A 23,738-nucleotide genomic window follows, 5' to 3' on the forward strand; every position below is an offset into this window, starting at 1 on the left:
ATTTTTAGTCGGTGCCAGCTTTCAGTTAAATGGGGCTCACCGCCAGCTTACGATATTACTGACATACAACTTGGTCAGGTATCAAATGGTTCAGATGTGTAATACATTGAATGGTGACTACTTACCATACCAACTTAGCTTCAATGGAGCATTAGCTCACATCATGCGCTTGATAGTTGGTCTTCCATACTCATCACCAGGAGCAATACCGAGGCAACTTCAAAATTTTTACGCAATGAGTGGGAGCTTAATCCTTGAACCTAGGCGGGAAAGATCCTTCCCAAGAATAGTGAAGAAAAAACCAAGCCGATACCCCAGAAAAAACAATGCCGCTCACCTTAAGTGAACGGCATTAGAGCAGCACTGCTCCTTTTCTTCTAATTTTAACGTAAGCCCACTAGCGTGGTTACGCGCCAATAACACCGCCATCTTCACGTGTAATTGCCATAATGGTAGACCTTGGTTTACTGTTACCACCGGCAGGAAAATGAGAGGGAGCACCTTTGTCTCCTGGGTGCTGAACGCCAACAAACATAGTTTTGTAGTCTTCAGAGAAGGTCAAACCTGTAATTTCACAGGCTATCGGCCCCGTTAAAAAGCGGCGCACCTCGCCTGTCATAGGATCGCCACAAAGCATTTGGTTATTACCCTGTCCGGCAAAGTCCCCTCTGTTCGAGTAATCACCATCGGTTTGAATCCACAATCGTCCGGCTTTATCAAACCCTATACCGTCAGGACTATTGAACATATTACTTAAGTTAATATTGTCACTTCCTGCATACAAATTACCTTTATACACACTTGGGTTACCAGCGATAAGATAAAGATCCCACTCAAACGTATCCGCTGTATGATCGCCATTTGATGGAGCCCAGCGAACAATCTGCCCATAGTGGTTCTTTTTACGCGGGTTAGGTCCTCCGACAGGCTGTCCTTCTTTGACTCCTCGATGTTTATTATTGGTTAAGGTACAATAGACAAATTTCTTATCGGGGTGAACGGCTACCCATTCTGGGCGATCCATGGTTGTTGCACCGACATGGGTGGCTGCTCGGCGAGCAAATGTAACCACTTCTGCTTGATCGCCAAAACCATTGGTTTTATCCAAACCATTTTTCCCATAGGTTAACTCTAACCATTGGCCATTGCCTTTTAGTTCACCATCATCCATATCGAACTTGGCAACATACAAGGTTCCTTCCTCTAGTAAGTCTCTATTCTGTTTGTCATTACCTTGCTGATACTTATTCTTGGACACAAACTTGTAGAGATGCTCTCCACGTTCATCGTCTCCCATGTATACCACGACATGACCATCATCATTGACCACCACTGCGGCATTCTCATGCTTGAAGCGACCAAGAGCCGTTCTCTTTAAAGGTGTCGATGTTGGATCGTGTGGGTCGATTTCTACTATCCAGCCAAAACGATGTGGCTCATTAGGGTGCACTGCAACATCAAAGCGCTCGTCAGTATTATGCCACTGAGCTTCACTTTGTTCTGCCGATATGCCATAGCGTTTATGATCATCAGACAATTCCACTCCTTTAACACTGCCAAAATAACCATCAAAGTTTTCTTCACAAGTTAGGTAAGTTCCCCAAGGGGTTTGTCCATTGGCGCAGTTTGCGAACGTTCCAAAAGGTTTGGTTCCAGAAGGGTCTAATTTGGTTTTCATCAGACGATGGCCAGCCGCAGGTCCTGTTAACCTCATTTCAGTATTTGCTGTAATTCGGCGATTGCGGGAGCCATTTGTATCTAGCTGCCATTTCCCCCCTGACGATGTAATCTCAAACACCGTCACTCCATGTGCCGCTTGGGCTTTGACCACATCATCCGCCGTCATAGCTTTACCACCATGATCAAACAGGTATTCGTAGTTAGTGTACTCATTATTGACCGCAATGACCGCCCTATCTTTGCTGATAGGAAATAAGCTCATGCCATCATTATTGTCACCAAATTGCTTTAGTTGCGCTTTTGAATCTTGCTTTCCACTTGGGTCAAATTTAGGAGAGTCTGCAAAAAGAGGGTCCCCCCAGGAAATTAAAGGTGTTGCTTTATAACCCTTAGGGACAATAAAAGTGTCTTTTGTCGAAGCAGGGACGGCATCAAAATTCAGTAACGCGCTTTTCTTGTTATCCGCAAACGCTTTGGCAATTGGATTTAGGGATAAAAAAGCACCTGCACCAACGGCAGCTGTCCCGGTTAAAAAACGTCGACGAGATAGCCTCGCATCGATCATTTGGCTAAATTGAGACTCTTGCTCTTGTTGGTTTTTCATTGCTGATTCCTTGTGTGTTTTTTAATCTTGGGAGAGGATAGACTGCAAAAATGACAACCAAGTTAAACTATTGTTTCTTTTGTAAGGAATACGCATCAATGATCTTGTGAGATTTACATTGCATTTCCATGAAAATGAGTTTTATTTCACTTTCATTAAAGAAACTTCAACGTTTAGAGAAAAACCGTACCTAAAAATCTGGCGATCCTCTGTATGGGTCGCTACATTAAGTTTGTTCATTAAGTAACTGATTTGCAATTGTCAGACTCTAAAAACATTAATAATGAGGGCATTTAATGAAGAAAATGAGAAGAGCTCGACTGCACCGTATTCGTGTTCAATTTTGGAAAGAGGTAAACAAAAGTGCACCCAAAAGTAACTCCTGAAGCTATCATGATACACATAAAGAAAAGCGGATATTCATACCCGCTTTTCTTTTCAAGTAATACTGAACTCTAGAATAGTGACCAAATAATATAAATCCAGACTAGTATGTAGCGAATCTCAAAAATCAAATGACCTCAAACTACTATGTTTTCTCTTCAACCAACAAATAATCAAAGACCTTTCTAATAAATGGTGCCCCCACCCTAGAACCACCATTTCCATGTTCTATCACTACCGTGGCAACATACTTCGGATTTTCACATGGTGCAAATCCGGTAAATAGACCATGATCGAGTAGATGTTGACTCAACTCTTTGGAGTTATACACTTCGTCTTTTTTTAAGCCAAACACTTGTGCCGTTCCAGATTTACCTCCACTACAGTATTTAGCTCCTCTAAATGAACGACGCCCTGACCCTCTAGATCCTTGATTAACCAGGCGCATTGCGTTGAGAGAAATATCCCAGTATGCATCATTCACTTGATTCATTTCCTTTGTTTTAGCATATTCAACCGTCTGAGCTTGATTAAACTTTTCCCCATGTTCAATCACCGCTTTGAGTAAGTGTGGAGAGGTCACAGCCCCATGATTAACCAACACAGAAGTCGCTTTCGCCAATTGGAGTGGTGTTGCTGTCCAATACCCTTGTCCAATCCCGATAGGAACCGTATCACCTTTGTACCATGGCTGATGATGTATGCGTTGCTTCCACTCTCTAGTTGGCATATTTGCCGCTGTCTCTTCAAAAATATCAATGCCAGTTCTCTGACCAAAACCAAACATCCCCATCCAGTCCGATATTCTGTCTATACCTAAGTCATACGCCATTTGATAAAAAAACGAATCTACCGACTCTTCAATCGCTAAAGTGACATCGACATCACCATGACCCCAACGCCTCCAATCTCGCCAAGCCTTAGAGTGACGACTGGAACCTGGGATCTGCCAGCGACCATGATCGTTGCGAGTTGTATCAGGGCTCACAACCTTTTCACTTAAACCAGCTATAGCGATAAAGGGTTTTACCGTAGAGGCAGGAGGGTATACGCCTAATGTTGCTCGATTGAGCAAAGGATGATGAGGGTCTTGTAATAGTTTACGATATTCCGCACCAGAGATACCATCAACAAATGGATTGGGATCATAACTAGGGCTAGAAGCCATAGCGAGAACACTATTATCTTTAGGATCAAGCACAACAGCACTACCTTGCCTATCAACCAAGAGTTGATAAACATGCTGTTGCAAGTCAACATCAATATTAAGGACAAGGTCTTTTCCAGCTATTGGAGGAACATATTTAAGTGTTCTTATTACTCGGCCTCGGTTATTGACCTCAACCTCTTCGTAGCCCTGTTTTCCATGCAAAATATTTTCGTAATATCGTTCAATTCCCAATTTCCCGATTATTTTGGTCGCTCTGTAGTTGGCCAGTTCACCCTCTTCTTTTAAACGTTCTAAGTCACGATCATTAATGTGCGCTACATACCCAAGAATATGGGTTAATGACTCCCCATAAGGGTAGTAACGTTTCATTTCAGCATTGACCCTAAAACCCGGGAATTCATGTTGATGGGCAGAAAATTGAGCTATTTCTACTTCACTTAAACCGGCCTTGACAGTCTGTAGTTTATGACCAGCACGATGTAATCGTATTAGCTTCTGCCGTTGCTCTGGCGTCAGTTCTATATAGTTCGATAGCCGAAGAACTGAGTCTTTCATTGACGCTACTTTATTAGGCACCACTTCCAACACATAAACCGGGATGTTTTGTGCAACAGGTCTTCCGTTTCTGTCATAAATCACCCCCCGTGGAGGCGAGATTGGCAAAACTTGAATCCTATTATCGTTTGCTCGAGTTTGATAATAAGAAAAGTTCTCTACTTCAAGCTGATATAGGTTTGCAATAAGTACAAAACAGGCGGATACCATAGCGATAAAAGCTACTACAGCTCGCCTTTTGAACAAAGCACGCTCAAAATCGTAGTTGCGTAGACGATTAGTACATCGATTTAACTTCATAGAATTTTAAGAAAGTGGCAGCTAAACGCTCTGCCCACTAATCACTGGGAGGCATTGTTATCGTTGGCACAACTTTAACAAATCTGGGTAAAAGTTTTGTGTCCAATGTGTCAACTATTTCTATAAAAGAAATTTCTTCGCTTTAATCACAGCAATGAGACTATAAACAAACAGCTTTCACATTAGAGATCTCGAAAACACTATTCTTCCTCAATTCATTTTATGATGTGAGAGTCATAGAAAACAGAAGGAAGTAGCTATGCAATATCAACATATTATGGTTGCTTTAGAACTATCAGATGACAGCAATCTTCTGATAGAACGAGCAATCTTTATGGCTAAGCAGCACAACGCCGACATCTCATTTATTCACCTTGATGGCTCCCATGGAGAGATCTATCCAGATCTTATTGATATCCATTCAGATACCAATGTGAGACCCGTTAATGAACTTGCCATGAAAAAACTAAGGTCTTTCGAAGCTAACGTAGACTTTCCCATTCGACATTTTTTGGTTGGGACTGGAAACTTAGCCACCAAGCTTTCTGACACAATAGAAAAGTATCATGTTGATTTGTTGCTGTGCGGTCACCACCAAGATTTTTGGAGTAAAATCCTTTCTTATTCTCGACAGCTCATAAACCGCTCCCCCGTAGATATACTAGTTATTCCTATATCTACATAAAATGGAGTGCTATTAAGCTTCAATGCTAATACAAGAAGGCTAATAAACATTACCTTTTATAAACTGCAGTGGTGTCTGGCCTGTATGTTTTTTAAAAAATGCAATGAATGCGCTATCCGAAGAAAACTCTAACGAATAGGCGACTTCACTAACTTGACGTTTTTGACATAAAAGCTCTATCGCTTTTAGCTTACGCCACTGCTGTCTCCAATCTTGATAAGGCATACCTGTCTCTGCTTTAAATATCCGAGTTACCGTTTTAGAACTCATGGGGACACTGCTAGCAAGGGACACTAAATCAGGGACGAGAAATTGGTCCCCTGACAACTGCTGACGGAAACAATCTAAACGGTCATCTTTAGGTAATGGTAAATGGCAAAAATACCTTTCACTTGCGTAAAACTCTTCCCAAAACAAATTACAGTAGTTTCTAGTTTCTAGTTCTGGTTTACCTGCAGGCCAAAGTGCCATCTTATTTATCAGCTCTTTGAGAAAATCATCAACGACAATAGTGGTAATTTTGGAAGGACATGGATAAAAGCGATGGTCAAAGTATAAAGACCTGTAGGCAACGACGTTGGTCATATATGCCCTGTGCAGTGTTCCTGAAGGGATCCATACTGCTTTAGTCGGTGGTAATACACAGACTGAGTCTGCTAGTTCAAAATTCATACAACCTTGAGGAGCATACAATAACTGACCTTTGGTATGACGATGAAGACCAGAATCATGCTGGCCAAGATCAGCGGCCAAACCTACGACAGTATCATCAAGACTATCTGGATCAAAGTGGAGGCTTTCGTCAATGAACAAAATCTGTCCTTATTTTGATGTTTTGTGTATTTATATTGTTAATAGAATTAGCTTACCTCCTCGTATACTACACGCCAAGTTAATTCTATTTGAGAATGTATTATGCGTAGAAAACCATCAATGTGGTTAATGTTTATCTTGATCATGTTTCCGCAAGTTGCAGAAACCATATATAGCCCAGCTCTTCACTCTATTGCTAATTCGTTCAACGTTAGCGATGCTCAAGCTTCTCAGACTTTGTCTGTTTACTTTATTGCCTTTGCTTTAGGCGTGGTTTTTTGGGGAATTGCAGCCGATAAATGGGGGAGGCGACCAACAATGTTGGCAGGTATTCTCATCTATGCTCTAGCTTCAATACTGGCATTATTTACTGACCAATTTTCATTACTCATTGCGGCCAGAATCACGGCCGCTTTTGGCATTGCCGTAGGCTCAGTTGTCACGCAAACTATGCTGAGAGATGTATTCAGTGGAGACAAGTTGGGGAAAGTCTTTAGTTTAATGAGTATGGGAATCGCATTAGGTCCAGTATTCGGAATGGCTATAGGAGGTCACTTAGTACATTTTGGCGGACACTTTTATGTATTTGCCGCTTCTCTCATAATGTCAGTACTTCTAGGAATTTACTGCTTAGTAAAGCTACCTGAAACACAACATAGTAAAACAAAGGGCAGACTTGCCGAACTCTGTGGTGAGATGTTAAAAGATGTTCATATATGGTATTCAGCCCTAATGATTTCGCTCTTCAATATCGCACTATTTTCCTATTATCAACTTGGACCTTTTGCATTTGCAAAGCTAGGTTATACCTCTAGACAATTTGGTTACAGTGGCACACTTTTAGGAGGCAGTATCATAATTGGGAGCTACATTAATGGCCGTCTTCTAAAACAGAAAGTCAACCAAGCAAAGCTAATAACAATTGCAATCGCATTATTAGTTTTAGGTAGTGTGGGAATTTATTATACTCAACACAGTATCCATTTTGTTCTAATGATGAGTTTGGTCGTCATTGCATTTGGTATTGCCATTCCAAATATTATTAGCAATGCTCTAAAAGACTACACACAATCTAAGGGAAGTGCTGGTGCTATACTAGGGCTCATATATTACCTTCAAATTGGAATCGGTCTAACTGTGTCCGGAATGACGGAAAACCTGCCTTGCACTTTACTTGTATGCTCCGCACTGACGTTCATCACACATATTGTAAAATGTCAGTATTCATCGAAAAGCCAGCAGATGAATAGCAACTCTCTGTAACCTATTCAGAGTTATTTTTAGCAATCTACTCTTGCTCTAGCGCCTCTTCATCCATGGCTGAGGCGCATTTAATTTCATACTGAGTAAAACTAAAAGTACTGGTACCATGAACACGTTTTGTGATCACTTTTTCTTCGCCATATTGAACTGTCACATGCGTATACACTTTGTTCTTCACTTCAATGGTATTTTCTTCTAATGCTTCCTCTAGTTCCATCTCGAGCCGATCTCTTGCCATTTTCGCTTTTTCTAACCTTTCGTTAGATTCTTGTTTCATCTTAGCAAGATTAGCTTCGTCTTCTTCGGTACGTTCGGCTTTAGGGGTTTTCTTAAACTCAAGCTCTTTTCGCACCACTTTCATGGTCGCTTCTTGAGCCGCGGTGTACTCATCTTTGTACTTTTGCTGACGCTCTTTGAAGTTTGCGTAACGAGCAAAAGCATTAACATGTGTGGCAGTATCACCCTCTACACCTAAATTGACACAGATAACCTTACCACCAACTTTTGCACTACCACCGCTAAGCGTACCTTGTTTTCCAGCTTCATCTGAAACCGTAAGGTCCTTACCACACCTAAGCTCATTACTCATACAATGAATAGAAAGGTTGATATTTTCCCCAGCTTGCAGTTCAGAGAATTGTGAATAGTTCGCAGTGATCGAGCCACCTGATTTAACCTTACAGCTTTTCTCTTCTCCCTCAGAGACATTGTGCCCTATGATACCTTTGGCAACATCAATATCCCCCTGCGCCTGCACATCAGCTGACTCAATAAAGCCTCCAACAGTAAGATTTCCTGTCGTACGCACCACCATATCAGATTCAATATTTCCAGTAACAATCACGTTACCTTTGAATTTAATATGGCCAGTAGCGACCCCAATTGAAGGAAGACAGAGTGCGTCTTCAACCTCTACAGAGCGCTCTTTGATGATGGGCATTCCAGAAACTTCAGCAATGAGTAGATTAGGATCATCTGGAGAGATTTCAGAGCCTTTTGAAACTTTCAGAGTGGTATCAGTACCAGGTTTGGGTGGAATGGACTTTCCTTGGACAGTGATACCTGGAACACCTTTAGTTGCAGGGATACGTTTCATCAAACGAGCCCCGGCTTCGACCGTAACAGTTTCGCCAAGGTTTAACATATCCACTTTACCACTTTCATCTTCTGTCGGCGCCAACACTTGCTTGGTAACGTCTTTGACTAAAGGAATGAACTTAGCATCTTGGCCTTGCACCGGATTTTTCCCTTTAGCAACTGGCTGGGTAAAGGTTTCTCCCGGCTTGAGCTGATGACTCATAACTAACACTTTCTTTAGTGCAAGCTTATTTATACCCTTAGTGACATGAGCACGAGCCAAGGCATGGACAATTTGAGGCCCTTTAAGTGGAGCACCACGATATGCACCAGTCACAACCATACTGGCAAGCATGTCATGATCTGATAACACTACCTCGACCTCAGCATCCCTAACTTCAGCAATAGGAAACCCTACCAGCGCTTCGCTTTTTCCTTCATTCGCACAATTAACAAAACGATTCACTTCATCTGTCAGCAAACAAAAGTCGTTGGCGCCAATATCGTTCAATGCTTCTTCAACACCTTTATCACTCAGTTTACCTTCAAGATCCATATCTTGCGGTAGCTTAGCAATAATATGTTGATTATCTTCAGATAAGCTGACTAATTTGTCCCACATTTACAGCCTACTTGCTTTAATCCCTTTAAGTTTAGTTTATATAATCCCAGTGGAATACAATATTTAATTTATAGCAAAGTAGGGGGTCGGTCACTACTCACCTGCTTTTACAGTGTAAATATCACTAATTGGAGCTAGGGAAGTGATGTTTAGAGTCCAAACGATAGACAGCCGTCACACATTTACCTTGCTTTGAATATTCCAATGAATCACATAATTCTGAAGCAAGTACAATGCCACGACCATGTGTCAAAGACTCATCGTCCCCCATTTTTAACTTAGAGTGGTCGAACCCTTCACCATTATGTTCTAAGGCCATTATTAATTTAGTATTTTCGGGCTGGTAATCGATAGATAAAGATATGCAGTATTTATCCTGTAAATCTTGCAACTTCTGTTCTCGCAATTGATAAAATTTAAAAAAGCCATCTGGCTCTTCTTTTATTCGAGAATCCATATTCAATAAGCCATGCTCAATGGCATTGGCAAACAGTTCAGATAAAACAGAGCAAACTAAATCAAGGTGTGGTCCAGAAATCACTCCTGTCATAAACTGTCGAACTTCATTCATTACAGTAACAGACTTTAGTACTGACGCAGGAAAACGTATTGTGGAGTGAGATTGCGTTTTACTTAAATAGGAGTGGCTTTGTTGTACAACCCTGTCATTGCTATTCGAAATAGGGAAGGTCATTGCAAGTATCGATAAATCATCGCCAACATTGCGATTAGAGAAGCTATTCACAGATTCAAACACTGTTGGAATGATTGCTTTCCCAGAAGCCAGTGCAGCTTCAAGCCGTTCCTGGCCAAATTGCTCACCAAGATTGTTCTCGGCTTCAACAACACCGTCGGTATAGCAAACAATCTTCTGGTCGGGTTCCATTTTGTAATGCACAAGTTCTGCCTCAAACTCATGCTCCTTCAAGACACCAAGAGGCATATGAGTAGATACTAGCCTACGTACGATGGTTCCGTCTTTGTCGAGTAAATAACCATCTGGCAATCCGCCACCCCACCATGATACTTCAAAACCGTTAGCTCTAATTTCAAACACACTTGCCGCCAGCATCATACCTATGGGTAAGAATCTGACTAAAACATCATTTAGTTCGTGAACAATCTCTCCAAGAGATAAGCCTTTTGCAGCCATTGAGAAAAACGCACGTGTGGCAGGTATAGCAGAAATAGCAGCAGGAAGGCCATGGCCAGTGGCATCTGCAATCATTACATAGACACCACCATGCGGGCGATTAGCGACTACAATCATGTCTCCATTAAAGATGGTCGACGGAGTGGACTTGTGATAGATACCATAGATATCATTAAGTTGAGAGTCCATTTCATCCATCAAATTGGAAAATATCGATTCAGCAATCGCGTAGTCATAGCGCACCTGCTCATGAAAACGTCTTAATTCATCTCTTTGTTCTTTAACCTGATTATGTATTTTAACAATACGATAGTGGGCTTGCACTTTAGCGATCAATACACTTCGTTCCACAGGTTTAGGTATAAAGTCGTCTCCGACAGTCAAACACTTTTCAAATGAATCATGATCATCCAAAGCGGTGAGGAAGATAATAGGCATGTGCGTGCCAGCAAACGCATCCCTAATTTCTTTGGCTGTAACAAAACCATCTTTGACTGGCATCATAACATCAAGAAGAATAACATCTGGCAAGAGTGGCATTTGCCGCATAGCCTCAACCACACCTTCTCCATTTTCAAAAGTGGTTACTTTGTCTGTGATGCCACTTAACATAAACCGACACAACTCTCTATTGGTCGCGTGGTCATCAACAATCATGACATGCATACAGATCTCCTCGACATCTACTCAATGGCAAATTTTTTATCAAAACGAGAAATGGACAGTATTTTTCGAACTTGAGGTAAGGTGTTAGTAATGCGGATCATACCGTCATCTTGCTCGAGATAGTTATGCATATTTAGCAACATCCCTAACCCTGCACTATCAATATAATCAACTTTACGCAGATCAATAGTAAAGCGGTAATCTTTTTTGTCGGAATAGCAACGACGAAACTCCTGTACCAAATTAAAGCCAAAAGCCCCTTCTATTACAATCGTAATATGCTTTTCACCCGTATCGATTTCTGACTCAACTGACATAGTATCTCCTTATTTACCAACAAAGCGGCTAAGCCTTGCCACCTATAGTGTTCAAGTTTAAAAGAACTCAACTTCGCCTTCTTCTATGCTAGCTTGTGATGCTGCTGGCGCACTTCTTTGCTCTATGTTACTTTTTAGCTCAGTAACGGCTTGATTAAAGTTGTCCCCATTAATCCTATCATTTGCATACTCAGCAAAAAGACTTTCCATCTGCTCTAGAAATTCAGTACTCGCTTTCGCATATTCACCTTGCTGTATGATAATGTCGGTAAACTGCAATGCTCGAATACCATCACTGACTTTACTTTGAAGACTGACACCAATAGATTTAATTTTATTAACTTCCCGCTCAATAATGGCATTAGTTTTTTGTACTCCGAGCAACATATCATCGACTTTGTCTTTGGACTTAATAGCTTCTGTCATATCAATTGAAGCCATTTCACCCACAGTTTTATTCGCCTCTTTTACCGTGTCTTGAGCCACATTGATCTCTTTCTCTATCTGGCTGTTAAGCTCTTCTGCTTTTACGGATAAATTCCTTACTTCTTGAGCGACAACGGCAAACCCTCTTCCTGCATCACCAGCTCGTGCTGCCTCTATCGCCGCATTGAGAGCCAATAGATTCGTTTGTTCTGAGAGCCCTCGAACTTGTGCAAATAACTTGAAGACATTATCTAGCTTATCTGACATATCATGAATACTGTGTACAGCTGAGATGCTTTTCTCTGATACAGTGATGAGAGTATCAACGAACTGGCGAATGATGGCTTCGGCTTTGGGTAATACTTGAGTGATATTATAGGCATCTCCCTTATTGCCCAACATATCGAAAACCAACGCTTCCGCTATCTCATTCTGGTTTTCAGCCAAACTCTGTAACTCAAAAAAACTGCAATTGAGAGTTTCAACTGACTCACCAACGACACTACTTTGTAGATTTAGAGGTTCATTCAACTGCTGTGATATACTGCTAATAACTTCACTTACCCCCTTAGCGGCGTGCTGAACATCTGTAACTGGCTTAACTGTGGTTTCTTGCTCGGTAATATCGACCGGCTTTTGACGAGGTAAGACAAACCAAGGAACAGCCGCAGCTAATACCATAACCGCTACATGCCCCAGCGAAGAAGATAGTGTCATACCTATTGATAGCAATATAAGCTGAACGCTTATAGCCACGGCATAACGATATTTAGTTACCAATATTATTCTGTTCATAGGCTCACCTAACCTTGTCCTTGAGCACTCTTGAGTGAGTGTCTAAACAGTCACAAATCTGCTGCGGTATTTGTTTAAGACTTTTGACGTTTTGAGCTGCATTCATTTCAATCGCAACGCGTGGCATTCCCCACACCACTGAGGATGCTTGGTCTTGTGCAATCGTACTCGCACCTTGTTGCCTCATTCTAAGCATACCTTGTGCACCATCTTGTCCCATTCCGGTAAGTATCACACCAATAGCATTTTTTCCTACCGTTTCTGCCACGGCATCAAACATCACATCAACGGATGGTTTGTGTCGATTAACACTAGGTCTGTCATCAAGTTGGCAATATAAATGGCTTCCCTGTTTAACCACTACAAGGTGTTTATCTCCTGGAGCAACATAGGCACAGCCATTAATTAAAGGTGCTTTATTCGTCGACAATTCCTTAACTTGTAGCGCACAGCTTTCATTCAACCTTTGCGCAAACGAGGCACTAAACATCGCACTTATGTGTTGAGTAATGACGATAGGTGGAAGCCCCGCTGGCAAGGCAGACAATACTTGTCTGACAGCTTCTGTCCCACCAGTAGAAGCCCCAATGGCAATAAGCTCGATTGATGTTTTACCTTTACACGCTAAAGGTTTCTGTGAAGAATTTTGGCTGTACTCCTGTTTTACATTAGCCCCTGCTGCCATTTTTATTTTGTCATTAACAAGATCTTTGTAATTGACCATTTCAGCAGTATTGTGAACAGACGGCTTGGGGAAGTAATCGACCGCACCAAGTGCCAATGCAGTGAGAGTGGGTTCAGCGCCATGCTGGGTTAGTGTTGAAATCATGATGACAGGTGTAGGCCTCAATCGCATTAGGTTCTTTAGAAACTGGACACCATTCATTTTTGGCATTTCTATATCTAATGTGATGACATCAGGGTTATGTTGTTTAATCAGATCTCGAGCCTGATAGGGGTCTTCGGCCAATGCCACCACTTCAAGGATAGGGTCAGAGATAATCAACTGTTCAAGTAGTGCTCTAAACACCGGAGAGTCATCTACAATCAAAACTTTAATTTTTTTCATCCAAATATCTCCACATCATCACCATGGGGGCTGTGACTCTCTCTACCTAACTGGCTAGCATATTTGTCTTCTTGAAGTTGAAGCTGATGAACCTCGGTATATGGCACTCTCTTTAGCCATACCTTGCCATTAACAGGATTGAATATGATTCTCCTCGGTTCCAATCCTCCGAGATCTTGAGCAACAACATCTAGCCCTTCACGCTGAACATAATCCAATATAAAGGCAATATTTTTTTCCCCTATCATTGAATGTCTACCCATCATTTGCGCGCCGCCAAAAAGTTTTATTTTTAACTCTGACCTTCGGGCACCATGAGAAGTCATGGCATTAATCAACATTTCCATCGCGTGACTACCATAGCGAGAAGCTGTAGAGACAATCTCTCCTGGCCGCCAAGCATTTATCTCAGAGTGGCTACAAAATGGGAGCAAAAAATGATTCATTCCACCTATGCCAACTAATTCATCCCACATACACACAGCAACACAAGAACCCAAACCTGTCGCGATCAATTCGTCGTCTTGTTGACTCCAATACAATCCACCGGGAAAAACCTTAACCATGTGCATTTCTTTTTGAGGATGATAAAAACGATTGAAATGACTATCATCGTGCACTGGCTTAACGTCCTTTAATCCAAACATAGCCATGCCTATTGTTTTATATAAATGGTTTTCCCTAGGTGCCTAAAGAGATCACTACAAGATCCAACACTTTCAGAGTGCCCAAGGAACAAAATTCCGTGAGGTTTAAGCTGTTGATAAAAAGCCTTTATTAGCTTTTCTTGGGTTTGCTTATCAAAGTAAATCATGACATTTCTGCATGAAATAAGATCAAAGGGTTCTTCCCAACACCACTCGTCTAACAAATTAAGTTGTTGAAAGTAAATACTTTGTTGCAGACCTTTGGCAACCTTAATATTACCTTGTTGACTGCCTTTTCCTTTGAAAAAACATGGTTGCAAGTACCTTACAGGAATAGAAGAAATCGCATCATCACTGTAGATACCTTGTGTAGCATGTGAGAGCACCTTAGTATCAAGATCTGTCGCGAAAATCCTAATCTGCTCGAAAGCACTAAACGCTCCTTTGGAATAAAGTGATGCAGCAAAACTATATGGTTCTTCACCTGTAGAACACCCCGCTGACCATAAACTAAGATTCTGTACACCTTGCTTACACCACTCTTTCAGCATGATATTTTCGAGAAACTCAAAATGGTGATACTCGCGAAAAAACTGAGTTTTATTTGTCGTCAGGCTATTGATAAAGCCAACGCGCTCTTCACTATCTTGTTCGATAAGTTGCTTGTAATCAGTAAAACGACGTAGCCCTAGCCGCCTAAGCTGGCGGCTAATTCGGCTATAGACCATGGTACGTTTACGATCAGAGAAATAAATGCCAGCGTGCTTGTGCATAAACCATTGAATGAACCTAAAATCTTTATCTGTCAGTTCAAACTCTGTTCCGCCGACAATTTCCTCCTCACGGCTTAAAACTCTTCCCATTCGTCCCCTTCCTCACTGGCTTGAAAACCGGAGTTAGCAACTTTAGGGGTTCGTATCTCTCTTACATTATTTTTGGGGCTAGCGTGAACAGGTCTTTTGGCCTCAAATGTTTTCACATTGTCATCGGTTGAAAAGAAGTTCATTAGATGAAGTAACTGCTTACCTTCATCTTCCAGCGACTGGCTCGCAGCAGAGGTCTCTTCAACCAAAGAGGCATTTTGTTGGGTCATTTCATCCATTGTAGCGATAGCACGATTTATTTCGTCTATGCCTGTCGATTGCTCTAGGCTCGATGAAGCAATCTGAGCAATCAGCTCTGTCACTTTTTCTACAGCTTCGACTATTTCGTTGAGTGTATCGCCAGATTCATCAACTAACCTAGATCCCTCATCGACTTTCTCAACACTGTCTTTTATTAAACCTTTAATCTCCTTGGCTGCTGCTGCACTTCGTTGCGCCAGATTACGAACCTCTCCAGCCACAACGGCAAAGCCACGTCCTTGCTCCCCTGCTCGAGCAGCTTCAACCGCGGCATTAAGTGCCAACAAGTTTGTCTGGAAAGCAATTTCATCAATAACACCAATGATGTCGGCAATTTTCTTACTCGCGTTGTTAATCTCAGACATAGCCGATACCGCTTGACCAACCACATCTCCACCTTTGCTGGCTTTTTTAGTGGCATCTTCCGCGAGAGTATTAGCGCCCTTGGCATTATCGGCATTTTGCCTCACCGTTGCCGTCATTTGCTCCATACTTGCCGCGGTTTCTTCCAAATTCGATGCCTGAGCTTCAACACGCTGACTTAAGTCGTTATTTCCTTCGGCTATTTCTGTAGAAGCGGTCGCAACACGAGCAGATGATTGAGTGATTTTTTCTACCATATTCCGCAGGTTAACAATGGATGTATTGACCGCATCTGACAGCCTGCCAAACTCTCCCTTATTTTCAGACATATTAGTATTCAAATCACCATCAGCCACTCGGCTCATAACATCAATGCACTGGCCAATAGGCTGCACCATGTTATCAAGTAAACTATTAATTCCATCTCCCAGCTCTTTCATAAAGCCGCTATATACCGAGGTATCAATACGTTCATTCAACTCTCCCGATATTGCCCTTTGAATCAGAGACTCAACCTGCCTTTGCCCATCTTGCTGCTCAGTAATGTCTTCCCATTGGAGGGCAGGCCCAATGTAGTTACCCTGTGTATCGTGCATCGCAATACAAGTTAAGTTAAATTCCAATCCCCCAACGGCAATATTTGAAGAGAAAGGTAGTCGATCTGGATTATTGATTATGTTTCTTTGATGGCTCGGATTTTTATGGAATACATCAATGTTCTTGCCGACTAAATTGCTCGCATCAAAACCTGGCAAGACTTTTTGCAGATCACTTTCTCTTGATTTCAGCAGATTAGACAGAGATGGGTTAAGGTATTGAATAATACCTTCTTTGTCTGCCATCATTAGATTGGTTGTCATGCCTTTTACCGCAGAAGCCAAGCGACCCACTTCTTGGTCTTTCGCTCGTTTGGCTGTCACATCTTTCCACTCTAGTGTGTTGCCAATATAGTTACCTTTAGCATCCATAATAGCGGCAACATTAAGCTCAATTTTTATATCTGCGATATCTATATCGGTTTTATATGGGAGATTGTTCGGGGTTGATAGCAGTTGCCTCTGGTGAGCAGGATTTTTATGGAACTCATCAATACAGCGCCCCATCAACCATTGCTCTGATGCAGTAAAGCCTGACCAAACAGTCCGAAGTGCAGCTTCATGTTTGCCAAATAGCTCTATGGTCGATTGGTTAACATAGGTAATGTTGAAATCTCTATCTATCATCACCATTGCAGTTTGAGCTTGGTCAACGGCGGCGCGTAAACGGGCAATATCGTCTTTCTGTTTGAGCGCATCTGTCACATCAGACCATTCCAACGTGTTACCTACATAGCTTCCATTCTTGTCAATAATCGCACCAACATTTAGTTCAATCTGTACATCTTTGACAGTGATGGTTGTGATGTAGGGGAGGTTAGATGGATTGGAGAGTAATTGACGCTGGTGAGCAGGATTAGCATGAAAACCATCAATACAGTACCCCATCAGAAACTCTTCATCGGCCCGAAAATTAGGCCAAACAGACTGAAATAAACCTTCATGAGTTTTTAGTAAGTCAATGGATTTCTGGTTTACGTAGGTAATGTTGAAATCTCTATCAATCATCATTAACGCCGTTTGCGCAGCATTAAGTGCTGAAGAGAGTTGTTCTTTAGACAGCCCTTGTTCTTCATGCTCTTGAGTATTCATTAAGCCATCTGACGCAACCGCTTCAAATTGCTCAACTGCGTTTGATTTAGGTTTACGATTCCAAAATGCCATGAGCCACCTCTCCCTGATTGTTTTGTATGACTTGTTAAGCCAAACTCTTATCTCTGTGTTCGAGCTCAGCTAACTCTGCCACATCGAACAGAGCCTCAAGTTTTATTAATATCAGATGACCATTCTCGACCGATGCAAGACCTCGGATATAGCTATGGTCAACCGTACGTGATACATGTGGTGCTGGTTTTATTTGTTCATCTGTTAATGGGTAAACTTCTGAGACTCCATCAACAATAATGCCTAAAGGATGCATCTGAGCGTCATTGAGAACGATCACAACTGTCGTTGCACTAATTTCCGCAGGTGGTAAGCCAAACCGTGCCCGCAAATCAACAATGGGGACATATTCTCCTCGGATTTCTAGTACTCCTAGCATATAGGGGGGAGAATTAGGCACCTCTCTGACCGCCCCCCAACCTCTCACCTCTCGTACCTCAAGAATAGGGACACCATATTCATCTTCACCTAAAATAAAGCTGAGAAATTCCTGAGGCATAATCATGATTCTCTCCCTAAAACACGCTCTATATTAAGCAGCTCTTCTGTATTGAGTAGAGACATAACCTGATCACCAACATTCAATAACCCTTGTAAGTAAGGAGTGACTAATGACTCTCCTACACTCGGATACAACTCATTTTGTCCTTGGCTAACAACATCACTCACTGCATCAACCACTAAGCCCATTAAGCGTTCACTCTCTTCAAGTTTGAGGCGAAGCACAATCACGACTGTACTTGGCAAATATTCACTCTGCCCCACCCCAAAGCGGCACCTTAGGTCAACTACAGGGACAATCATACCGCGCAAATTAATAACACCTTTGACGAATGCAGGTGCATGAGGAATCGGGGTTGGCCTTTCCCAGACACGAATCTCCTCAACATCATTGATTTCTACACCATATAGCTCACTTGCTAGTTTAAAGCTCAAGAAGTCAGCACTTTCTGAGACTCCTTCTTCTTCAGCACTCTCTACTGGTACTTGTGATTGCATCGGAAATGCGGTTTTAGACGCCATATCACGTGTTGCTAATTCAGTTTCCATTTTCCCTCCCTAAGCCGCGAGGCCCTTGCTAGCAGAGTCGGAAGCTCGTTTGAGAAAACGTGTAATTAAGCCCTGAATATCTAAAATCAAAGAAACAGAACCGTCTCCTAAAATGGTGGCGCCAGAGATGCCTGCGACTTTGTTGTAATTCGACTCCAAACTCTTGATAACAACTTGCTGTTGGTCAAGAAGCTCATCAATAAGTAAACCAACTCGGTTACCTGCAGCTTCAACAAAACATAGTATTCTGGCGTCTAAGGAACCACTTTGCCCCATCTCCAACTCTTCTTGAAGACGCAAAATAGGAATGTTTTCCTCTCGTAATCGATAAAGTTCCACTCCTCCTGAAGCCAACTTAATGCAAGTAGGATCTATTTGAATTGATTCTACAATTGTCAAAAGAGGGATGATGTATACTTCACCACCCACTTTGACCAACTGGCCATCAAGTATTGCAAGAGTGAGTGGCAAACTAATAGTAAAACAACTACCTACCCCAATTTCTGATTCAACTTCAATATGTCCGCCTAGCTCTTCGATGTTACGCCTTACCACATCCATTCCTACGCCCCTGCCCGAAATATCAGAAACTTCCTCCGCAGTTGAAAAGCCGGGCGCAAAAATTAAATTCATTATTTGCTTATCAGTCATGTCTTCACGGCGAGCATCCGCCGCCAATACACCTTTTTCAGTCGCTTTATTCCAAAGCTTGTTACAATCCAGTCCAGCTCCATCATCTTTAATCTCGATGACAATAGACCCACCTTGGTGGAAAGCATTTAACTTAATTACCCCTTGTGCTGGCTTTCCTCGCTCTAAGCGGACATTTGGCTGCTCGATACCATGATCAATACCATTTCTAACTAAGTGAACCAACGGATCGACAATACGTTCTAACACGGTTTTATCGAGTTCTGTCTGTTCTCCTTGGATTTGTAAATCTACCTGCTTATCAAGTCGACCAGATAAGTCACGCACTAACCGAGGGAATCGGCTAAATGCAAAGCTCATTGGCAACATACGAATGTTAAGGACATTTTCTTGTAGGTCTTTACTATTTTGAAGTAATTGAGCTAATCCGGCTTTAAGTTTCTCTAACTTATCAATCGTAAAATCGTTACCAATTTCTGTGAGCATTGATTGAGTAATCACAAGCTCTCCAACGAGATTGATTAGACTATCGACCTTATCGATATCCACTCGTATCGAGCTCACGCTGGATTCAGATTTTGCGACTTTAGAAGCTTTAGGGTCTGATTTTACTAGGCTAGGAGCCGAGGGTTTCACGTCTATACTGGCAGGGTCAGTATCATTAGATTGCTCAGCTTCCTCCTTATTCTCATGCTGGCTTGGCGACGTTCGCTCAATAGAAAGATCACATTCATCTTCTACCCACTCAAAAATTTCGCGAATATCGCCCTCAGCCACTTCGGCCGGTAGGTGCGCTGTCCATTTCAAGTAACAAAGTTCGGCTTCAATGTCCTCTACATCGGGTAACTGAGCTGTGTCAACACTAACTACACAAGAAGTGTGCAGGTCTTTTAGCTCTCTCAATATTCTCAGCGGGTCATTGCCACTAAAAAACATTTCAGCATGAGGCTCAAATTTCACCCGCCAATCAGATTGTTGACAAACACTCGAGGTTACATCATTTGGTGCCAATGACGACGGGGAATCTGTATCCTCAGTGAGAGACTCACCTAATAAAGCATTGAGTTGAGAACTAACATGATCTTTAAGCTCAGTATCAACATCACTTCCTTGTTCATGGCCTTCGAGCATTGCATGAATACAATCACCACTTTTAAGCAACAAGTCTACTGTGGTCACTGTGAGTTCTTTCTGGTGGTTACGAACTAGGTCGAGATAAGCTTCGACTGAGTGCGTGAATTCACTAATATCGAGTAAATTAAACGTTGCCGCTCCACCTTTAATCGAATGAGCAGCTCGAAATATAGTATTGATTGACTCATCTTCGACACAACTTACATCTAGATTGAGGAGCATATCTTCTAATACTTCAAGATTTTCACGACACTCTTCGTAAAACATCTTGCGTAGTTGTTCCATATCTAAAGCCATAAGCTTTTCCTTTGCCTGATGACGCTTTTCGGTTCAGATCTTGTGATCAAATAACGCGTTTTAGTGTTTTTAATAGCGTTTCAGGATTGAATGGCTTAACCAACCAGCCTGTTGCACCAGCAGTCTTACCCTGCTGTTTTTTTTCAGTACTTGTTTCGGTAGTGAGCATTAAAATGGGGATGAATTTATACTGAGGCTTATCTCTCAAGGCTTTAACTAACTCGAATCCCCCCATTATTGGCATGTTGACATCTGAGATAACAACGTCAAACTTGTGACTTGCTACCTTGGTGAGTGCGTCTCGACCATCATTAGCGGTTTCAACTTCGTAGCCAGCATCACGCAATGTATGGCTAACCATTTGACGTATTGACACAGAGTCATCTACTGCAAGTATCTTAGTCATATTGATTACTCCCCGACTTTCGTTGTTCCATCAAAAACATCGCATAGCCCTAACGTTTGTATACCATCGGTTAGTAGCTGTGTTGGTTTAAGAAGATAAATCTCTCGGCGATTTTTTTTTGCGGAAATAAAAAGGCAAGAAAGGAGTTGGATACCAGCCGCATCGACCCGCGCCACGTTTTCGGCGTTAACCTCAATGGAGCCTTGGTTAGTAAACAGTTCTTTATATTGAGCCGTCAAGTCTAGCACTGTCGAAATGTCCAGAGACTCAGGAAGTAAACAATTCATGTTTCTACCTTTTATTTTTATATTTCCTAGCCGTTGATTGAAGCATACGCCTCAATCTGAGTGTAGAAAGGAATTGCGGTTTAGCCAACCAAGCTAGGTCCCATTATGAACTCAAATACATATGAATTACAAAAAAATCAATATAACCACTTTACTTTCAATATGTTATACGATTTAACTTCATTATGAAAAAACCATGTTTTTTTAGTGGCATTTTTAAAATATGGTTAAAGGAAAGTTTACACTGTAAATACAACAGTGTTTTTCATGTATGAGAGAAAGGGCTCCCTCTTGTAAAGACGGTATTTACACTGTAAAAATCATAATCACTGCTGATCAGATTCTATTAATACTCTGAGCTCATCTCTGATTTTCTGCTCTAATTGCTTCCTGCCTGATACAGAAAATTCTTCACTGCACTGTTTCCAAGTACGCTGCTGCAATATTTTACGTATCAGTAAATCCGATGACTCTTTGATGAGAATAGGAGAGGATAATATCCAATCAGATAAAAATGGTACGACACTTTCATAACTCGCTCCTCCCATAGAATAATTATCAATGACTGAGATATATTCACTTTTTTCATCAGAAGTATTATTCATCACAAGTAAACTACGAATGATGTCTACTTCTATATCGGAAAAAAGACTACTCAACAAGTAAACCATTGCATGTTGGTTATGCTTTATCGCGTACTCTAGCCAATTAACCTGACCTTTGACCATGATAACAGAATGGCAACCACTCGCTTGATCTCTCTGAGTTCCAAGTCTGACAGGAGAAAAACCCGCTTTAGCCCAAAAGCGAATCAGTTCATCGGTGGCGCCGAAACTAGTTGAGATAAAATCGTCAGTAGAGTGTGTTGTGAACTGAGACAGCATTTCTGTCCCAATTCCCATTCTTTGAACATCTGGGTGTATGGCTAACCGCATAATACGAGTGCTGTATTGACGTGCAGCTTGAGAAATACCGAGTTGGTTAGCCAAAGTGATTGGTACCAAGTGGCCTCTTGGGCGCCGCTTGCCATGTTGAATCGATTTAATCAAGCTGTCCTCTACCCCCCCTTCATTAATTGTCATCATACAACCAACGCATGAACCATTGGATAAGGCTAAATATAGCTGTATCGCATCTTCCTCCAACAGTAACATTAGGTCACTAGGTGTCGTCTGATAATGAGCATTCACCAAGAGTGCAAAACTGGTTCGTAACAGAGACGGCTGATTAATTAGATTTTGCTTAGTTGCTTTTTCCAACTTAATCTCTGAGCCTTCATAAAACTCAACAGGCTCTAGTTCGGCATTTAATAAAAAAGAGTCAAATAACCAATTTTCTAGCGGGTCATTCACCGCCCAGCGAATAGGTTGATTAAGATGGAAAAAAGACGTACCGGGCCGCTTTTGCTCAAGCCAATCTTGAAACTTGATAGTAAAGCCTCTTCCACAACCTTCATAACCATGAACTGTGGTAGAAAACACACAGCGGTGATAGAGGCTCACCACTTTCTGTAGCATGGGAATGGGTATGGCCGACGCTTCATCGACAAGCAATAAATCGCATTCAGGTTGGCTTGTAAGCAACTCATCTGGAGCAATAAACTCTATCGATGAATGAGAATAACAAATCTTACCTTTATTTACTTGGGCATCTAGGAGGTGCTTTTGAACATGCTCAAAAACAGGGGATACGGTTGCTAAACTAGGAGCTGTAACAAGGATCTTGATCTGGCGCTGTTCCATTAGCTCGGCCGATGCAATACCTAACGCGCTGCTTTTTCCTCTTCCTCTATCTGCTGTCATAACGAGTGGACGCTTACGATGCCCTGTAGAGATTTTTTTGATTTTATCTATCGCAATACTTTGATCAGAGAAAGGAGCTAATGATGGAGTATTGATCTCAATAACCTCGGGTACGGGTTTCGATTGTTCAAGTTGAATCAACCTTTTAAAAGCACCTTGAAGCCACTGCTGTGCTAGCGGTGAGGCATTACTCAATGTTGGCACGATAATAACTAAACCACCTCCTCGCACACTCCCCAAAGCAGCACAGAATGAATTTGCATCAAACCCACCCGATAAATAACAAATCAATAACGCGCATTCTTGCCCCAACAAGTTTTTTCCCTGTTTATAAGAAATATGACGAACTTTGTTATCGTTTACCTTCCCCCCTAGTTCAACTATATCTGAGTGAGCGTATAGAGCTTTGACCATTTCAATATTAGAGCTCGTCCAATCATGGTCCCCATGCAAAACTAATCCATATCGATGATTAGTTTGACATGCACATTCAATAAGCTGGGTAAAATAGTCAAACATGGTAAAAGTCTTCAATTGAGAATAAGAGAATTATAACAACTAGGCTCAGTAAATGAGAGGGATAAAAAAGCCGCTAGTTGCGGCTTTGAAGATTAAACAATGCCCATAGAAGGGGGCA

General features: G+C 41.8%; 19 protein-coding genes and 1 pseudogene. 3 read left to right on the plus strand and 17 right to left on the minus strand.

Annotated features, from left to right (window positions below; genetic code table 11):
- A pseudogene (locus AAFM34_RS13175) lies at positions 1-346 on the plus strand (hypothetical protein); the annotation flags it as partial.
- 60 nt (positions 347-406) lie between these two features.
- Here AAFM34_RS13175 and AAFM34_RS13180 read toward each other — a convergent pair.
- Both AAFM34_RS13180 and mrdA read right to left on the minus strand, forming a co-directional pair.
- Positions 407-2,284 carry a PhoX family phosphatase gene (locus AAFM34_RS13180; RefSeq protein WP_341663544.1) on the minus strand — a complete coding sequence of 626 codons (1,878 nt, stop codon included), beginning with the start codon at positions 2,282-2,284 and terminating at the stop codon, positions 407-409.
- A 529-nt stretch (positions 2,285-2,813) separates the two neighbouring features.
- Complete coding sequence (gene mrdA / locus AAFM34_RS13185; RefSeq protein WP_341663546.1) at positions 2,814-4,694, minus strand: penicillin-binding protein 2; 1,881 nt, start codon at positions 4,692-4,694, stop codon at positions 2,814-2,816.
- A 259-nt stretch (positions 4,695-4,953) separates the two neighbouring features.
- Here mrdA and AAFM34_RS13190 point away from each other — a divergent pair, with 259 nt between their 5' ends.
- Positions 4,954-5,379, plus strand: coding sequence for a universal stress protein (locus AAFM34_RS13190; RefSeq protein WP_341663548.1), 426 nt, complete (start codon positions 4,954-4,956; stop codon positions 5,377-5,379).
- Positions 5,380-5,418: 39 nt separating this feature from the next.
- Here AAFM34_RS13190 and AAFM34_RS13195 read toward each other — a convergent pair whose 3' ends face one another.
- On the minus strand, positions 5,419-6,195 hold the full coding sequence (locus tag AAFM34_RS13195) for a helix-turn-helix domain-containing protein (RefSeq protein WP_371833278.1): 777 nt from the start codon (positions 6,193-6,195) through the stop codon (positions 5,419-5,421).
- A gap of 99 nt (positions 6,196-6,294) precedes the next feature.
- Between AAFM34_RS13195 and AAFM34_RS13200 the strand changes: the two genes are divergently transcribed.
- The gene (locus AAFM34_RS13200; RefSeq protein ID WP_341663552.1) at positions 6,295-7,455 is read left to right on the plus strand and encodes a multidrug effflux MFS transporter; all 1,161 of its coding nucleotides are present in this window, start codon (positions 6,295-6,297) and stop codon (positions 7,453-7,455) included.
- 25 nt (positions 7,456-7,480) lie between these two features.
- Here the strand turns inward: AAFM34_RS13200 and AAFM34_RS13205 are convergent, their stop codons facing one another.
- The 14 genes from AAFM34_RS13205 to AAFM34_RS13270 form a co-directional block, all read right to left on the minus strand.
- Positions 7,481-9,154 carry a FapA family protein gene (locus AAFM34_RS13205; RefSeq protein ID WP_341663554.1) on the minus strand — a complete coding sequence of 558 codons (1,674 nt, stop codon included), beginning with the start codon at positions 9,152-9,154 and terminating at the stop codon, positions 7,481-7,483.
- Between the two features lie 124 nt (positions 9,155-9,278).
- Complete coding sequence (locus tag AAFM34_RS13210) at positions 9,279-10,973, minus strand: fused response regulator/phosphatase (protein ID WP_341663556.1); 1,695 nt, start codon at positions 10,971-10,973, stop codon at positions 9,279-9,281.
- A 17-nt stretch (positions 10,974-10,990) separates the two neighbouring features.
- A complete protein-coding gene (locus AAFM34_RS13215) occupies positions 10,991-11,290 on the minus strand; it encodes an STAS domain-containing protein (RefSeq protein WP_341663558.1) in 300 nt (99 codons plus the stop codon).
- A 57-nt stretch (positions 11,291-11,347) separates the two neighbouring features.
- Positions 11,348-12,511, minus strand: a complete 1,164-nt coding sequence (locus tag AAFM34_RS13220) for a methyl-accepting chemotaxis protein (RefSeq protein WP_341663560.1) — start codon at positions 12,509-12,511, stop codon at positions 11,348-11,350.
- 4 nt (positions 12,512-12,515) lie between these two features.
- Positions 12,516-13,580 carry a chemotaxis response regulator protein-glutamate methylesterase gene (locus tag AAFM34_RS13225; RefSeq protein ID WP_341663562.1) on the minus strand — a complete coding sequence of 355 codons (1,065 nt, stop codon included), beginning with the start codon at positions 13,578-13,580 and terminating at the stop codon, positions 12,516-12,518.
- Positions 13,577-14,227 carry a chemotaxis protein CheD gene (locus AAFM34_RS13230; RefSeq protein WP_341663564.1) on the minus strand — a complete coding sequence of 217 codons (651 nt, stop codon included), beginning with the start codon at positions 14,225-14,227 and terminating at the stop codon, positions 13,577-13,579. Before AAFM34_RS13230 ends, AAFM34_RS13225 begins: the two co-directional genes overlap by 4 nt.
- Positions 14,228-14,235: 8 nt before the next feature.
- Entirely contained in the window at positions 14,236-15,090 is an 855-nt protein-coding gene (locus AAFM34_RS13235; protein WP_341663566.1) for a protein-glutamate O-methyltransferase CheR, read from the minus strand.
- Complete coding sequence (aer2, locus tag AAFM34_RS13240) at positions 15,075-17,474, minus strand: aerotaxis transducer Aer2 (protein WP_341663568.1); 2,400 nt, start codon at positions 17,472-17,474, stop codon at positions 15,075-15,077. Before aer2 ends, AAFM34_RS13235 begins: the two co-directional genes overlap by 16 nt.
- A gap of 34 nt (positions 17,475-17,508) precedes the next feature.
- A complete protein-coding gene (locus AAFM34_RS13245) occupies positions 17,509-17,979 on the minus strand; it encodes a chemotaxis protein CheW (protein ID WP_341663570.1) in 471 nt (156 codons plus the stop codon).
- A complete protein-coding gene (locus tag AAFM34_RS13250; protein WP_371833279.1) occupies positions 17,976-18,473 on the minus strand; it encodes a chemotaxis protein CheW in 498 nt (165 codons plus the stop codon). Before AAFM34_RS13250 ends, AAFM34_RS13245 begins: the two co-directional genes overlap by 4 nt.
- A 60-nt stretch (positions 18,474-18,533) precedes the next feature.
- Positions 18,534-20,606, minus strand: coding sequence for a chemotaxis protein CheA (locus AAFM34_RS13255; protein ID WP_341663574.1), 2,073 nt, complete (start codon positions 20,604-20,606; stop codon positions 18,534-18,536).
- 46 nt (positions 20,607-20,652) lie between these two features.
- The gene (locus AAFM34_RS13260) at positions 20,653-21,012 is read right to left on the minus strand and encodes a response regulator (protein WP_114785288.1); all 360 of its coding nucleotides are present in this window, start codon (positions 21,010-21,012) and stop codon (positions 20,653-20,655) included.
- A gap of 5 nt (positions 21,013-21,017) precedes the next feature.
- Positions 21,018-21,299 carry an STAS domain-containing protein gene (locus AAFM34_RS13265; protein ID WP_341663577.1) on the minus strand — a complete coding sequence of 94 codons (282 nt, stop codon included), beginning with the start codon at positions 21,297-21,299 and terminating at the stop codon, positions 21,018-21,020.
- 326 nt (positions 21,300-21,625) lie between these two features.
- Complete coding sequence (locus AAFM34_RS13270; protein ID WP_341663579.1) at positions 21,626-23,620, minus strand: GNAT family N-acetyltransferase; 1,995 nt, start codon at positions 23,618-23,620, stop codon at positions 21,626-21,628.
- Positions 23,621-23,738: the final 118 nt, after the last annotated feature.

The sequence above is a fragment of the Vibrio sp. genome (assembly GCF_038138445.1).
GTDB lineage: Bacteria > Pseudomonadota > Gammaproteobacteria > Enterobacterales > Vibrionaceae > Vibrio.